The organism is Bacillus sp. Xin1 (assembly GCF_013314535.1).
Classification (GTDB): domain Bacteria; phylum Bacillota; class Bacilli; order Bacillales; family Bacillaceae_G; genus Bacillus_A.
In genome coordinates this window covers 1-15,466 of the sequence record NZ_JABUAE010000017.1, presented here as the reverse complement: position 1 = coordinate 15,466, position 15,466 = coordinate 1, and the positions used below count along the sequence as shown (strand labels likewise).

Here is a 15,466-nt window from a genome sequence, read left to right as displayed (position 1 = left end):
GTTGTAATTCACCTACTTTCGTTTGCCGAACCCGTATAATCAACAATGACAAGGGTAATATTATCTTCTCCACCACGATCATTCGCAAGTTGAACAAGACACTCCCCCTTTGTCTCGAGTTGTTCGTTTAATAGCAAAATTTTTCGCATATCATCCATAGCAACTTTATTTGATAATCCGTCAGAGCAAAGAAGCAGTTGATCATTTTCTTCTAACACTAATGTTTTCACATCTAATCCAACTTTTTCTTCTGTTCCAAGCGCTCGTAAAAGCACATTCTTTTTTGGATGATACTCTGCATCTTCTTTTGAAATCTCACCATATCTCACAAGTTCATTTACAAGTGAATGATCTTCGGTTATAAGCGAAATCTCTCCATCTGATAACATGTAACAACGACTATCTCCTATATGTCCAATTGTTACAAATCCCGCCGTACAAATCGCAACAATAACAGTAGTTCCCATGCCACTACATTCAGTATGCTTCTTCGAGTATTCGTATACCCTCTCGTTAATCATTTCAACGTTTGTATGTAACCATTCTTCTGCTTTTTTTGGTGTATCCATATTATACGTTTGCTTCCAATAATCATGGAATAATTGAATGGCCATCGAGCTAGCAACATCGCCTGCTCGATGACCTCCCATTCCATCAGCTACTACAGCTAAAATATCTCCATCTAAATTATGAAAAACTCCTGCACTATCTTCATTGTGTTGACGAACTTTACCTTTATCCGATAGAAACACGGCTTTCATCTTGTCACCTCGTCTCTTCTTTGCGCTCCTTTGCACGCAACTGACCGCAGGCAGCATCAATATCATGACCTTGTTCACGGCGAATCGTTACATTTACTCCACGGTCTTTTAGCGTTTTTTCAAATAAGAAAATTTGCTCACGTGGCGTTCTTACATAATCACGCTCTGGTACGTAGTTTACCGGAATTAAGTTCACATGACACTTTACACCTTTTAACAATTGAGCAAGTTCTTCAGCGTGCTCAACTTGGTCGTTTTCTCCTCCAAATAAGCCATATTCAAATGTAATACGACGACCCGTTCTATTTACATAATATTTAATAGCCTCCATTAAATCCGGCAATTTATAAGCACGGTTAATTGGCATTAATTTTGAACGTAATTCTGTATTTGGAGCGTGCAATGAAATCGCAAAGTTAATTTGCATATCTTCTTCAGCGAATTTATAAATTTTTGGGATAATTCCACTTGTTGAAACCGTCATATGACGTGCACCAATATGGATTCCTTTCTCATGATTTACAATGCGTAGGAATGCCATTAAATTATCGTAATTATCAAATGGCTCACCAATACCCATTACAACAAGGGAACTCACGCGCTCTTCCGTTTCATCAAGCGCACGCTGCACTTCCACTACTTGCGCTACAATTTCCCCAGCTTCTAGATTTCGTTTTAAACCACCTAGTGTAGATGCACAAAACGTACATCCAATACGACATCCAACTTGCGTTGTTACACAAATGGAATTTCCATATTCATGTCGCATTAATACTGTTTCAATAGAATAACCATCGTATAGTTGGAATAAAAATTTAATCGTTCCATCTGAAGATGTTTGTTTTACTAACGTATTTAAAGTAGTTATATCAAAGGAATTCGACAATTTATCACGCAATCCTTTGGAAAGGTTTGTCATATCCTCATAATTTTTTACACGTTTTTTATATAACCAATCAAAAATTTGACCTGCACGGAATTTCGGTTCCCCTTGTTCCTTTAACCAATCTTGCATTTCATGAAGTTGTAAAGAGTAAATAGATGGTTTTTTCGTTTCTAGATTTTTCTTTTGTTTTCTTACAGTTGTTTCCATGATGCTACACCTTCTTTCTTAAACAAGCAATATAAAAGCCATCTGTTGCAAAATAATGCGGTAAAATTTGCACTTGTCCTTCATTGATATAAGGACGTAACTTTTCTGGCATGCGCTCTTTCATAGTAGTATCCCATTCAAATTCAGGATGCTCTTGTAAAAATTGCTCTATTACTTGCTCATTCTCTATTTTTTCAATTGTACACGTACTATAAACAAGGCGACCACCTGCTTTTAACAGAGGAGCTACCTTTTCTAGTATCGATAGCTGAATTGTCGACAGTCTTTCACTATCTCCTTTTTCTTTACCTAATTTAATATCAGGTTTACGTCTGATTACACCAAACCCAGAGCAAGGTGCATCTACTAATATTTTATCAAAACTTTCACTTGCAAAATGTTCTTGAACTTTTCTAGCATCAAGTGCCTTTGTTTCAACATTTTCTAGACCTAGACGCTTCGCTTGTTGCTGAATTAAGCGAACTTTATGTGGATGCAAATCAAGTGACATCACCTGACCCGTTCCCTTTAAGCGCTCTGCAATATGCGTTGTTTTTCCGCCAGGTGCCGCGCAGCTATCTAAAACCTTATCTCCTTCTGCTGGTTCTAGAGCACGTGCAACAAGCATAGAGCTTTCATCTTGAATAGAAAGGAAACCTTTTTGGAATGCTTCTGTATGGGCCACATTTCCTTTTTCAATTTGAATCGCATCATCAGATAAATCTCCGCTTTGCGCTTCGACACCTTCTTGCTTTAATAAATCAATTGCTTCTTCTACCATTACTTTATCAACATTCACACGTGCTGTTGGTACAGGGGGCAACATATTTACTTCACACATTTTCTCTGCAGTTTCTAAATCATATGCTGTCGTCCATTCTTGTACAAGCCACTCTGGATGACTCGTTGCAACAGCAAGTCGTTTTACAGGGTTTTGTATTTCATCTAAGGACGGGACACCTTCACGCTGAATAGAACGTAATACCCCATTTACCATTCCGGCAATCCCTTTATGTCCACGACGTTTTGCAATTTCAACTGCTTCATGAATTACCGCTCTTTCTGGAACACGATCTAAATATATCATTTGATATAAGGACAAACGTAGTAAAACTTTTACCCATGCCTCTACCTTTTTTCTTAAAAACGGTTGTAAATAGTAATCAAGTGTATCGCGGCGTTGAATCGTTCCATATACAATTTCTGTTAGTAGACCGATATCTTTTCGATCAATTTCGCTTTTTTCAATTAAATTATTTAAAAGCAAATTGCTATAAGCACCGCTTTTTTCAACTTGCATTAAACCATCGAGAGCTAACTCACGAACATTTTGTCTCATGCGTCTTCTCCTAACTTCGTACCAATTTCAGGTTTTGTTCCACGTAAAAATTGCGAACAGCTCATACGTTTTTTACCAGATGGCTGCAACTCAGTAATTTTCACTCCAGTTTCATTTCCTGTCGCCACAACGAAACCATCTTCTTCAATTGCTACAATAGAACCCGCTTCAGCCTGCATAGTTACAGGAACTTTTTCACCCCACCATACTTTTACAACTTGTTCTGCTAAAGTCGTATAAGCAACTGGCCATGGATTTAAACCGCGAATGTGATTGTACACTTCTTCTCCAGTTTTCGTCCAATCGATTTTTTCTTGTTCGCGCTTAATATTATACGCAAATGTTACTTCAGCTTCATTTTGTTTAATCGGCTCTAATTTTCCTTGGATTAATAAAGGCACCGTTTTCGATAATAAGTGAGCTCCAGCTTCACTTAATTTATCAAATAATGAACCGGTTGTTTCACGTTCTTCAATTTCAACTTCCACTTGCGTTAAAATATCACCAGCATCTAATTTTTCCACCATATACATAATTGTGATACCTGTCTTTTCTTTTCCTTGCATGATGGAATAATGAATTGGTGCACCACCGCGAAGTTCTGGAAGTAAGGAAGCATGGACGTTAATACATCCGTACTTTGGTGCCTCTAAAATTTCGTTTGGTATAATTTGCCCAAACGCAGCTGTTACAATTAAATCTGGCTCTAACGCCAATACTTTTTCATATTCATCTTTTTCACGAATTTTTAACGGTTGTAATACGGGGATACCGTGTTTTTCCGCTTCAACCTTAACAGGTGTTGGTGTCATAACCTTTTTTCTTCCTACCGGGCGATCAGGCTGCGTTACAACACCTATTACATCATATCCATCTTCAATAAGACGACGAAGCACCGGTACAGAAAAGTCCGGTGTTCCCATAAACACTACTTTTATCATTCAAAAACCGCTCCTTTTACATCTCTTCTAATTCGTTTTCCTCATAATATCTCGTCACTTTTGACGTGAATAATACACCGTGTAAATGATCGATTTCATGTTGGATTGCGCGTGCTAGGAAATCATCTGCCTCTAATAAAAAGATTTTACCACGACGATTTTGTGCACGTACTTTAATATACTCCGCACGCTCCACTTCACCATAAAGTCCCGGAAAGCTTAAGCAACCTTCGGGACCTACTTGTTCACCACGTTTTTCTAAAATAACCGGATTAATGAGTTCGATTTTTCCCGTATCATCACCAATATCAACAACTGCTACTTGCAAACTTACCCCGACTTGCGGTGCTGCTAAACCGACTCCATCTGCAACTAACATTGTTTCGTGCATATCTTTTAATAAATTCACTAACTTCTTATCAAAGTTCATTACCCGTTCACATGGGGTTTCTAACACTTCATCTGGGTGCTTTACAATTTCTAAAACTGCCATATTTTCCTCCACTACATTAACATTGTTGGATTAAAGTCGATTGAGATCTGCAAATCTTTTTGCATTTCCGCTTGATAATGTTCATTTACCATTTTGAGCACGTACTTTAAGTTTGGTTCCCGCTTGTATTTTATCATGCATTGGTATCGATATCTATCTTTTATCCTTGGAATTGCTGAAGCAACTGGTCCTAGCACCATTGTTTGCTGCAAGCAATGCGTTCGTAAATAACCAACAATTTTTTCCGTTACTTGTACTGCTTTTAATAACTCTGGATGTGAAACGGTTACAAGCGCAACATAGTAGTACGGTGGATATTGTCTCATTTTTCTCATTTGCATTTCTTGTTCAAAAAATACATCGTACTGCTGATTCTTTGCTAATTCTACGCTATAGTGTTCTGGCGTGTACGTTTGAATCACTACTTCTCCCGGTAATTCATGTCGTCCTGCACGTCCACTTACCTGTGTTAATAACTGATACGTTTTTTCACTTGCTCTGAAATCTGGTAAATGTAGCATCGTATCAGCTGTTAAGACACCAACAAGTGTAACCTTTGGAAAATCAAGCCCTTTAGCAATCATTTGTGTACCAAGTAAGATATCCGCTTTCTCTTCACCGAACGCTTTTAATAGTTTTTCGTGCATCCCTTTACGACTCGTCGTGTCAACATCCATACGGATAACCCGCGCCTCTGGAAATAACTTTGTAATTTCTTCTTCTACCTTTTGCGTTCCTGTACCAAAGAAACGAATATGCGAACTATTACAAGCAGGACAAGCAGTTGGCATATTTTCCTCATAACTACAATAGTGACATTTTAAACGATGATTCATTTTATGATAAGTGAGTGATATATCACAATGAGGGCATTGTACTACATAACCACAATCACGGCACATGACAAACGTTGAATGACCTCTTCGATTTAAAAAAAGTACCATTTGTTCTTTCTTTTTTAATCGATCCGCTATTTTCTCATGAAGTAATTTAGAGAACATAGAGCGATTTCCATCACGCAATTCCTCACGCATATCAACAATTTCCACTGTCGGCAATGCTTGTTCATTCATACGCTTTTGCATTGTTAATAGCTCATAAACACCCTTCTTCGCTCTAGCAAACGATTCAAGTGTCGGTGTTGCACTACCGAGTACGATTGGACAATTATGATATTGACCTCTCCAGACGGCGACATCTCTAGCGTGATACTTTGGATTATCTTCTTGTTTATAGCTTGATTCATGTTCTTCATCAATAATAATAATCCCTAAATTTTCAAATGGCGCAAAAATAGCAGAGCGTGCTCCAACGACCACTTTCACTTCTTTCCGTAAAATTTTTCGCCATTCATCATATTTTTCACCAACAGAAAGTGCACTATGAAGAACCGCAACTTGCGAGCCAAATCGTCCTTTAAAACGGTCCACCATTTGCGGCGTTAACGCAATTTCTGGAACGAGGACAATGGCTTCTTTTCCTTTTTTTAACACCGCAGCAATGGATTGTAAATACACTTCTGTTTTACCGCTTCCTGTAACACCATATAGTAAAAATGGATTATATGTTTCATTTTCGATAGATGACAAAATAGGTGTAATCACTTGGTTTTGTTCATCCGTGAGTGGAAATGGCTTTGTCTGTTCAAAAGCCTCATCATCATATGGATTACGATATACTTCAACATACTTTTCTAAAAGCAACCCTTTTTTCACAAGCGACTTTATTGGTGCATCTGTTATTTGTAGTTCTTCTGTTAACGTTTTTAAGGCCACACTGTGATAATTTTCTACAAAGTAATAAAGTACATCTTGCTGCTTTTTACTTTTCAGCTCAAATGCAGCTGCCTCTAATTGTTCCTGTGGCAATTCTGGCTGAACCACTCTTTGTTTCTTCTTTTGAACTTTATCCTTTACTTTATAGATGACTTCAATCGTTCCATTTGTTATCTCTTTTTGAATCTTACGATACATATGTGGGTGCGTGGCAATTTCTTCCCAATCTATCGCTTCTTTTCCTTGAAACCAATCACGAATTTCCGGCGCTACTTCTTCTGGTTTATACAGCTGTAGTCGCTTTTTATACGTTGCTTTTATTGCAGTTGGAAGCATAACTTGAAAAGCTGAAATTGTATAACATAACGTTTCATCCGTCAGCCAAAATCCAATTTTCAATAATTCCTCATTTAAAACTGGAGTAACATCTAGTATTTCATGTAATGCTTTTAACTTCTTACTTTCCACATCGACTGAATCTTTTATTTCAATAATAAAACCTTGTAATTTTCTTGGGCCAAATGGAACGACTACACGCATACCTGTTTGTACAATATCTTCCCATTTCTTTGGGATAACATAATCAAACGGGCGGTCTGTTTGACGTGCCGGTACATCAACGATTACACTTGCAAATTTCATATATGATCCTCTTCTAACATTGCTTCGATTTGCAGTAAGATTTCACGTGCAACTTCTTTCTTTGTTAAAAGAGGCAATCGAATAACTTCTCCATCTTTTCTATACATTGTTACAATATTCGTATCTGTACCAAATCCTGCTCCTTGTGCTTTTACATCGTTTGCAACAATCATATTCGCATTTTTTTCACGTAATTTTTTCGTTGCATATTCTTCTATATTTGTCGTTTCAGCAGCAAAACCGACAAGTACCTGATGTTCTTTTTTCTCACCGAGTGTTTTTAAAATATCGATTGTTCTCTCTAATTCAATGATTGCATCGCCACTTTTCTTTTTCATTTTCTGATCATGCATAATTTTCGGGCGATAATCTGCTACTGCAGCTGTTTTAATGACAACATCCATAAATCCATAATGTTGCATGACAGCTTCTAACATTTCTTGTGCAGATTCTACTTGCACAGTTGTTACATTTACAGGCGGTGTTATTGCAGTCGGACCTGAGACAAGAATGACATCCGCTCCTAAATTAGCCGCAACTTCCGCTAGAGCATAACCCATTTTCCCTGAAGAAAAATTTGTCATAAAACGTACCGGATCAATTTTTTCTCGAGTTGGGCCAGCTGTTACTAAAATTTTCTTCCCTTTTAATGGTCTATGTTCTGAAAAAGCTTCTTGCAATCGAGCAAGAATCGTTTCCGGTTCTTCTAATCGACCTTTCGCAACATATCCACACGCTAAAAAGCCTTCTCCAGGCTCAATAAATGTATATCCTAACGCTTTTAACGTCATCATATTCTTTTGAACAATTTTATTTTCATACATATGCACATTCATCGCAGGTGCAACCCAAACTGGTGCTGTAGTAGCTAGCAATGTTGTTGTAATCATATCATCAGCAATACCATTTGCTAGTTTTCCGATACAGTTTGCTGTCGCTGGAGCAACAAGTACAACGTCTGCCCAATCTGCTAAATCAATATGAGCAATAACTGCAGAATCTTTTTCATCAAACGTATCCGTGTATACATCATGGCGAGAAAGCGCTTGAAATGTAAGAGGTGTAACAAACTTCATAGCTGATTCACTCATCATTACTTTTACAAGTGCTCCTGCTTGTGTTAATTTACTCGTTAACGCAGCCGCTTTAAAAACAGCAATGCCCCCTGTTACACATAGAAGTATCTTTTTCCCTTTTAGCATATGACTCGTCCTCTTTCTTTTTCAAACTTATTCTGTTGAAATATATTTATTTTAGCTTGTCAGCGCTAGCAGTTCACGAAATAAAACCTATTTTTTTAACTCAGTTCTATCGTAAAAAAATAACAACCTACTTGTAAATAGGTTGTTACCGTTACATAGAAAAGTATAAAGTCTATGTTTTCATTTGTCGAAGAGAATGCCTTACTCAGACACTTTCTCTTCGCTTGGTACATAATTTAACGATTCTGCATCAATTTCTTCTAATGCTTTACCTACACATTTATGTGAAACAGGTTTTTCAACAGCACAGTCGTTAGCCATTTGCATTTCGCGAGCACGTTTTGCTGCTACTGTTACTAATGTATATTTAGAGTCGATTTTTTTTAGTAATGAATCAATTGATGGATTTAACATATTATATACCCTCCGTCATTTCTTTGTAATATTTTGCTACTCTTTCGCGGCGGCAATGTTCACCAACCACAATAGCTTTAATTCGTTCACAAGCAAGTTCTACTTGATCGTTTTCTACTACATAGTCATAAGCGTCCATCATTTCGATTTCTTCTTTTGCTACAGTTAAACGATTTTCAATTACATCTTCAGTCTCTGTACCACGACCTACGATTCGGTTCTTTAGTTCTGATAGGCTCGGAGGAGCTAAGAAAATAAATACACCTTCTGGGAAGGCCTTCTTCACTTGAATTGCTCCTTGGACTTCAATTTCTAAGAACACATCTTTTCCTTCTTGTAATGTCTTTTCAACATAATCAATTGGTGTTCCATAGTAATTTCCAACGAACTCTGCCCACTCAAGTAACTTTTCGTTACGAATCATTTCTTCAAACTCTTCTCTCTCTTTAAAGAAATAATCCACACCATCCACTTCACCCTCACGTGGTTTGCGTGTTGTTACTGAAATAGAGTATTGAAACTTTGTATCTTCATGGCTGAACAGCTCTTTACGAACTGTCCCTTTCCCAACGCCAGAAGGTCCTGAAAGAACGATGAGCAACCCTCTTCTACTTCTCATAAATATGTAAAACCTACCCTTCCTCACTTAAATCTTCTTTATTATTTAAACGATGTGCAATCGTCTCTGGCTGAATTGGACTTAATACAATATGCCCATCATCCATAACAATAACCGCCCTTGTTTTTCTCCCATACGTAGCATCAAGTAACACGTTATGTTCACGCGCTTCCTGCACTGTTCGTTTAATAGGAGCTGACTCCGGACTTACAATAGCAATAATTCGATGAGCAGATACGATGTTTCCATATCCAATATTTAAAAACCGCATGGCCATAGTTTGCGCCTCCTAGTAAGTCTATCCGATTTCTCCACCACGTATAACTTTATATATTTTTTGACAGCTACTCAATATTTTGTACCTGTTCACGAATTTTTTCAAGGTTATTTTTCATTTCTACAACATATTTTGAAATTGTTAAGTCGTTTGCCTTAGAGCCAATCGTATTAATCTCTCGATGCATCTCCTGTACAATAAAGTCCATTTTCCTTCCAACAGGCTCTGCAATTTCAAGCGCTTCACGAAATTGATCTAAATGACTTTGTAAACGAACTAATTCTTCATGAATATCCGAGCGCTCTGCAAACATCGCTACCTCGGTTAACAGTCGTTGTTCATCTAAATCCTGATTATGTAATTCTTTCAATCGACTTTCTAATCGTTCACGATATCTTTGAATGACAATTGGGGCATGCGGGATAATCGCATTCACACAATTGTGAATTTCTTGTAAACGATATGCTATATCTTTATGTAATCGTTCTCCTTCGCCATCCCTCATCGTTTTTAACATACGAGCAGCTTGGCGAACAGCTTCATATAAATTTTGCTCAAATTGTTCATTTACATTTTCCATTTCTTCAATCGCCGTTACTTCTGGCATTGCCATTAATTGTTGAAGTGTAATGGAGTCTTGTAATTGAAATTTCATTTTCACGTCTTCCATAATGGATCTATACTGCTCAAGAAGTGGCCAATTCACACTTAACTTTCTTTCAATAAGCCCTTCCCCTGTAATAATAATAGACACTTCAATACGTCCGCGGCGAACTTGTTCTGCAATTAACTTACGAATTTTATCTTCAAAAACCATCATTTGTTTCGGAAGTCGAATGTTCATCTCTAAAAAACGATGATTCACTGACTTCATTTCTACTGTAATTTGAAAAGCGTCGTTTTCCACCTTCGCTCGTCCAAATCCTGTCATACTAGAAATCATCTTTATCACATCCAAGGCATGAAATAACTCAATGAAAAAGGTAATAGAGATATAGCTCTACTACCTTTTGTAAATTATATCACATTTTCATATCATTGACTATTTCAAGTTTAGTCCTTTCTTATACAATACAGGCTTCTTTTTTTCCTTTTTCCCTGTCAATAAAGAACCGACTAATAAAAATGTTGGAATAGACGATAAACCAGCGATTAATAACCAATCTCTCGCTTGAATTGGCATTGTGCTAAAAATTGGTTGCAACGGTGGATAATAAATAACCACAAGCATTAACAACACCGAAATAACAACTGCTCCAACTAAATATATATTTCCAAAAGGATTACGATGGAATATAGAATGTTCACTCCGGCAGTCAAATACATGAATAAGCTGTGCTAAGACCAGTGTAGCAAAGGCTACTGTTTGCGCATATTTCAATTCATTTGGGTGCTGATTAAACGCAATAATAAATGCAAGTAAGGTTACAATACCAATTAAAAATCCCCGGCTCACAATTTTCCAAGCAAGCCCCCTTGCAAACACCCCTTCTTTCGGATGCCTTGGATTTCTGCGCATAACATCCCCTTCAGCTTTATCTAACCCAAGCGCCATTGCTGGTAAACCATCTGTCACTAAATTCACCCATAAAATTTGAATCGGAACCATTGGAAGCGGCAATGCAAGCATCATCGCAAACAACATCACTAAAATTTCTCCAACATTTGACGCTAATAAATAACGAATGAATTTCCGAATATTTTCATATATGTTTCTACCTTCTTTAATTGCCGATTTAATTGTAGCAAAATTGTCATCTAACAATACGAGAGAGGAGGCTTCTTTGGCCACATCCGTTCCGGTAATTCCCATCGCAATCCCAATATCAGCTGTTTTAATAGCCGGAGCATCATTCACTCCGTCACCTGTCATCGCCACAATATGATCTTTATTTTGAAGGGCCTTTACAATTTTCAACTTATGCTCCGGTGATACACGTGCAAACACATAAGTATCTTCCACAATATCTTCTAGTTCATCTACAGACATGTTTGCTAACTCTACACCCTCTACGACGCGACCATTTGGTGGTAAGATTCCTAGTTGTTCTGCAATAGCCATTGCTGTCACTTTATGATCTCCTGTAATCATTACCGTTTTAATACCAGCCTCTTTACACTCTTTTACAGCCTGTTTTACTTCTGGTCTTGGCGGGTCTATCATTCCTTGTATCCCAACAAGCATAAAATCTTTCTCTACTTCTCTTTCATGTTCAATTGAATCCGTTACTTTTAACGGCTTAAACGCCACTGCAATTGTTCTGAGCGCTTGACTCCCAAGACTATGAATAGCCGCCTGCACTTCTTTACGGTACAATTCACTTAAAGGTTGCTGTTTATTTCCCCACAAAATGGTTTGACTCATTTGTAAAAGAACATCAGGTGCTCCTTTTGTGACTACAAATTTTTTACCATCACGATCCCGAACGATAACACTCATCATCTTACGTGTGGAATCAAAAGGGAACTCATGAATAACTTCAAACTTCTCTTTCAAAGTTTCACGTGATATTCCAGCTTTCATCGCCGCTGTAACAAGCGCACCTTCTGTCGGATCCCCATCTAAGACATACGCTTTTTTCTTCTTTACTATGTTAGCATTATTGCATAGACATCCAAATGTTAACAATTGATATAAAGACCTTGTAGATGTCGGATTAATCTTCTGTTCACCTTTCATGAATGCCCCAACAGGCTCGTAACCTTGCCCTGTTACATGCCATGTTTCGCCGCCTGACCACATATGCGTAACCATCATTTTATTTTGCGTCATCGTTCCTGTTTTGTCTGAACAAATAACAGAAGCACATCCTAAAGTTTCTACAGCTGGCAATTTCCGTACAATCGCTCTCTTCTTAATCATACGTTGTACACCAAGTGATAATGCGACCGTAACAATCGCTGGTAGTCCTTCGGGAATTGCCGCAACAGCAAGTGACACCCCTGCTAAAAACATATGATACACTTCATTTCCTTGATAGACCCCAGCTAGTACGACAAGTGCTGTTAAAATAAGTGCAACAATGATTAGAATCTTTCCGAGTTGTTCCAGCCTTCTTTGCAGCGGTGTTTCCATTTGTTCCGCATTTTGTAACATATTCGCAATCTGTCCCATAGCCGTATTCATTCCTGTTGCTACTACTACACCAACTCCAGAACCTCTCGTTATCATTGTCCCCATAAATGCCATGTTTTTTTGATCCCCAATTGCAACACCTTGACCTTTCAATGCTTCCACTTTCTTTTGAACTGGTACAGATTCACCTGTTAATGCCGATTCTTCAATATATAAACTAGATGCTTCAATAAGACGGATATCAGCTCCAATACGATCCCCGCTAGAGAATTTAATGACATCCCCAAGAACTAGCGCTTTTGATGGTGCCTTTATCCATTTTCCATTTCGTAAAACTATCACTTGCGGGGCGGCGAGTTCCTTTAAAGCTTCAAGTGATTTTTCTGCTTTTCGTTCCTGAAAAAAACCAAGAATTCCATTAATAATCACAATTGCTACAATCGCAATTGCATCAATATACTCTCCTAAAAATGCTGAAATAATCGTTGCACCGAATAAAACAAGTACCATAAAATCTTTAAATTGTGATAAAAATACAACGATTGCAGAAGGCCGCTTTGCTTCTTGTAATTCATTTGGACCTAGCTTCTTTAAGCGCCCTTCTGCTTCTTGCTCTGAAAGTCCTACTTTCACATTCGTATTCGCTCTTTCTTCCACTTCATTTGCACGCATTTCATACCAATTCATCTCGCTATCGACCTCCTGATTGCAGACATGCTCTAATGAAAGCTTATTCAGCCCCGTCCAAAAAAATGCTATAATTAACATTTAGTTAGAAAGGAGTGTTCATAATGGCATTCGATGGATTATTTACAAGAGCGATTACACATGAAATTGAAAATTCTCTTCAAACAGGAAGAATTTCAAAAATATATCAACCTTCAAAATATGAGATTTTGTTACATATTCGAGCGAATGGAAAAAATCAAAAATTAATTCTTTCCGCGCACCCTACATATGCACGTATGCACCTTACAACTCAAAGCTATGATTCACCGGCGTTACCACCAATGTTTTGCATGCTTCTTCGCAAACATTTAGAAGGTGGATTTATTGAGAAAATTGAACAAATCGATTTAGAACGAATCATTCAAATTACCGTTCGAAGTCGTAACGAAATTGGTGATGAATCGTTAAAAACATTAGTCGTTGAAATTATGGGCCGTCACAGCAATATTATTTTAGTAGACGCGAAAACGAATATTATTTTAGATAGCCTAAAGCACGTTTCTTTAGCGGTAAATCGCCATCGTACTGTATATGCTGGAGCTGAGTATGTTGCACCACCAGCTCAACATAAAATCAATCCCTTGCAGATTGAAACACAAGATGAATTTATTAGGCCACTAGACTTTTTAGCGGGAAATATGGATAAACAACTTGTAGGAGCATTTATGGGGATTTCTCCGTTATTTGCAAAAGAAGTTGTAAAAACAGCTGGTATGGTAAATGAAAAGACATTATCAGAAGCATTTTTCACATTACAAAAACCGCTGCAAGTACACCAATATGAACCAACAATGATAACTGCAAATGGAAAAGAGTTCTTTTATCTATTCCCACTCGAACACTTAAAAGGTGATGATAAAACATTCTCATCTGTGAGTGAATTATTAGATCGATTCTTCTTTGGAAAAGCAGAGCGCGACCGTGTAAAACAACAAGCTCATGATTTAGAGCGATTTATGCATAACGAAAAAACAAAGAACGAAAAGAAATTAATTAAATTACAAAAAACACTACAAGATGCCGGGAAAGCCGATAAATATCAATTATTTGGGGAGCTTCTTACAGCTAACATGTATGCATTAAAAAAAGGTGACAAAGAAATTGAAGTTGTGAACTACTACGATGAAAATAGTGGAACTATAAAGATTACGTTAGATCCGCTAAAAACACCGTCAGAGAACGCACAACGTTATTTCCAAAAGTATCAAAAAGCAAAAAATTCTGTCGCGATTGTAGAAGAACAAATTGAAAAAACAAATGAGGAGATCCTTTATTTTGATAGCTTACTGCAGCAAATGGAAGCTGCCTCTTCAAAAGATATTGAAGAAATTCGCGAAGAATTAGCTGAAGAAGGTTATATGCGTAATCGTAAATCAAAGAATGTAAAGAAAAAACCTACAAAACCAGTATTAGATAAATATATCGCTAGCGATGGAACTGAAATTTTAGTCGGTAAAAACAATAAACAAAACGACTATTTAACAACCAAATTTGCACGCCGTGATGAAATTTGGTTACATACGAAAGATATTCCTGGTTCTCACGTCCTCATTCGTTCATTAGAACCTACTGAAGAAACTTTATTAGAAGCTGCTAAACTCGCTGCTTATTACAGTAAAGCAAAAGATTCTAGCTCTGTTCCTGTAGATTTCACAAAGATTCGTCATGTCAAAAAACCGAGTGGTGCAAAACTTGGATTTGTTACATATGATAATCAACAAACGTTGTATGTAACACCAGATGCTGATACTGTGATGAAATTAAAAGCTTAAGATTATAGGAAACACAAACACGCAATGATTGTGAGTAATCATTGCGTGCTTTCTTATATAATTATATACTCCATCTTTAACAAAGACTTTACCGCCTCATCTCCCCTCCATCATGCCAATATAAATGATAAAAAAATTGACACTTTATATGTTTCATGTAAAAAAATATAGACACAAATGAGGGTTATTCCCCCTTAACTTTTCGATATCTTAGGTAATAATCGTTTCTTATACAAAGAAAATCACATTGGCACAATTATTGCTTCATATAAGAAGATGAAAGGGAGGAATCAAAATGACTTCAAGAATAGAAAAAATACAGAAACAACTAGA

The 15,466-nt window shown here is 37.3% G+C and carries 13 protein-coding genes; 1 reads left to right on the top strand and 12 read right to left on the bottom strand.

What is annotated here, in order from left to right; genetic code table 11:
- Positions 1-8 precede the first annotated feature (8 nt).
- The 12 genes from HRG09_RS15795 to HRG09_RS15740 all read right to left on the bottom strand — a co-directional run bounded on the left by HRG09_RS15795 (position 9) and on the right by HRG09_RS15740 (position 13,319).
- Positions 9-761, bottom strand: coding sequence for a Stp1/IreP family PP2C-type Ser/Thr phosphatase (locus tag HRG09_RS15795; RefSeq protein WP_174101792.1), 753 nt, complete (start codon positions 759-761; stop codon positions 9-11).
- Positions 762-765: 4 nt separating this feature from the next.
- Positions 766-1,854, bottom strand: coding sequence for a dual-specificity RNA methyltransferase RlmN (gene rlmN / locus HRG09_RS15790; RefSeq protein ID WP_174101790.1), 1,089 nt, complete (start codon positions 1,852-1,854; stop codon positions 766-768).
- 4 nt (positions 1,855-1,858) lie between these two features.
- Positions 1,859-3,193 (bottom strand): 16S rRNA (cytosine(967)-C(5))-methyltransferase RsmB, encoded by a 1,335-nt coding sequence (rsmB, locus tag HRG09_RS15785; protein WP_174101788.1) that lies wholly within the window; start codon positions 3,191-3,193, stop codon positions 1,859-1,861.
- Positions 3,190-4,134 (bottom strand): methionyl-tRNA formyltransferase, encoded by a 945-nt coding sequence (fmt, locus tag HRG09_RS15780; protein ID WP_174101787.1) that lies wholly within the window; start codon positions 4,132-4,134, stop codon positions 3,190-3,192. The genes rsmB and fmt overlap by 4 nt, the downstream gene beginning before the upstream one ends.
- Positions 4,135-4,150: 16 nt before the next feature.
- A complete protein-coding gene (gene def / locus HRG09_RS15775; RefSeq protein ID WP_003199655.1) occupies positions 4,151-4,627 on the bottom strand; it encodes a peptide deformylase in 477 nt (158 codons plus the stop codon).
- 11 nt (positions 4,628-4,638) lie between these two features.
- On the bottom strand, positions 4,639-7,044 hold the full coding sequence (priA, locus tag HRG09_RS15770; protein ID WP_174101786.1) for a primosomal protein N': 2,406 nt from the start codon (positions 7,042-7,044) through the stop codon (positions 4,639-4,641).
- Entirely contained in the window at positions 7,041-8,246 is a 1,206-nt protein-coding gene (gene coaBC / locus HRG09_RS15765; RefSeq protein WP_174101785.1) for a bifunctional phosphopantothenoylcysteine decarboxylase/phosphopantothenate--cysteine ligase CoaBC, read from the bottom strand. Before coaBC ends, priA begins: the two co-directional genes overlap by 4 nt.
- Before the next feature lie 201 nt (positions 8,247-8,447).
- Positions 8,448-8,660 (bottom strand): DNA-directed RNA polymerase subunit omega, encoded by a 213-nt coding sequence (gene rpoZ / locus HRG09_RS15760; RefSeq protein WP_174101784.1) that lies wholly within the window; start codon positions 8,658-8,660, stop codon positions 8,448-8,450.
- Position 8,661: 1 nt separating this feature from the next.
- The gene (gmk, locus tag HRG09_RS15755; protein WP_174101783.1) at positions 8,662-9,279 is read right to left on the bottom strand and encodes a guanylate kinase; all 618 of its coding nucleotides are present in this window, start codon (positions 9,277-9,279) and stop codon (positions 8,662-8,664) included.
- Between the two features lie 13 nt (positions 9,280-9,292).
- Positions 9,293-9,556 (bottom strand): extracellular matrix/biofilm regulator RemA, encoded by a 264-nt coding sequence (remA, locus tag HRG09_RS15750; protein ID WP_001251459.1) that lies wholly within the window; start codon positions 9,554-9,556, stop codon positions 9,293-9,295.
- A 67-nt stretch (positions 9,557-9,623) separates the two neighbouring features.
- Positions 9,624-10,499, bottom strand: coding sequence for a YicC/YloC family endoribonuclease (locus HRG09_RS15745; RefSeq protein ID WP_174101782.1), 876 nt, complete (start codon positions 10,497-10,499; stop codon positions 9,624-9,626).
- A gap of 99 nt (positions 10,500-10,598) precedes the next feature.
- Complete coding sequence (locus tag HRG09_RS15740; RefSeq protein ID WP_174101781.1) at positions 10,599-13,319, bottom strand: calcium-translocating P-type ATPase, SERCA-type; 2,721 nt, start codon at positions 13,317-13,319, stop codon at positions 10,599-10,601.
- Positions 13,320-13,423: 104 nt separating this feature from the next.
- Between HRG09_RS15740 and HRG09_RS15735 the strand changes: the two genes are divergently transcribed.
- Positions 13,424-15,133, top strand: a complete 1,710-nt coding sequence (locus tag HRG09_RS15735; protein WP_174101780.1) for an Rqc2 family fibronectin-binding protein — start codon at positions 13,424-13,426, stop codon at positions 15,131-15,133.
- Positions 15,134-15,466 lie beyond the last annotated feature (333 nt).

What these genes read in the sequence shown, in the direction of transcription:
- HRG09_RS15795 (WP_174101792.1), bottom strand. Translation starts at nt 761, where the DNA reads ATGAAAGCCGTGTTTCTATCGGATAAAGGTAAAGTTCGTCAACACAAT.
- rlmN (WP_174101790.1), bottom strand. Translation starts at nt 1,854, where the DNA reads ATGGAAACAACTGTAAGAAAACAAAAGAAAAATCTAGAAACGAAAAAA.
- rsmB (WP_174101788.1), bottom strand. Translation starts at nt 3,193, where the DNA reads ATGAGACAAAATGTTCGTGAGTTAGCTCTCGATGGTTTAATGCAAGTT.
- fmt (WP_174101787.1), bottom strand. Translation starts at nt 4,134, where the DNA reads ATGATAAAAGTAGTGTTTATGGGAACACCGGACTTTTCTGTACCGGTG.
- def (WP_003199655.1), bottom strand. Translation starts at nt 4,627, where the DNA reads ATGGCAGTTTTAGAAATTGTAAAGCACCCAGATGAAGTGTTAGAAACC.
- priA (WP_174101786.1), bottom strand. Translation starts at nt 7,044, where the DNA reads ATGAAATTTGCAAGTGTAATCGTTGATGTACCGGCACGTCAAACAGAC.
- coaBC (WP_174101785.1), bottom strand. Translation starts at nt 8,246, where the DNA reads ATGCTAAAAGGGAAAAAGATACTTCTATGTGTAACAGGGGGCATTGCT.
- rpoZ (WP_174101784.1), bottom strand. Translation starts at nt 8,660, where the DNA reads ATGTTAAATCCATCAATTGATTCATTACTAAAAAAAATCGACTCTAAA.
- gmk (WP_174101783.1), bottom strand. Translation starts at nt 9,279, where the DNA reads ATGAGAAGTAGAAGAGGGTTGCTCATCGTTCTTTCAGGACCTTCTGGC.
- remA (WP_001251459.1), bottom strand. Translation starts at nt 9,556, where the DNA reads ATGGCCATGCGGTTTTTAAATATTGGATATGGAAACATCGTATCTGCT.
- HRG09_RS15745 (WP_174101782.1), bottom strand. Translation starts at nt 10,499, where the DNA reads ATGATTTCTAGTATGACAGGATTTGGACGAGCGAAGGTGGAAAACGAC.
- HRG09_RS15740 (WP_174101781.1), bottom strand. Translation starts at nt 13,319, where the DNA reads ATGAATTGGTATGAAATGCGTGCAAATGAAGTGGAAGAAAGAGCGAAT.
- HRG09_RS15735 (WP_174101780.1), top strand. Translation starts at nt 13,424, where the DNA reads ATGGCATTCGATGGATTATTTACAAGAGCGATTACACATGAAATTGAA.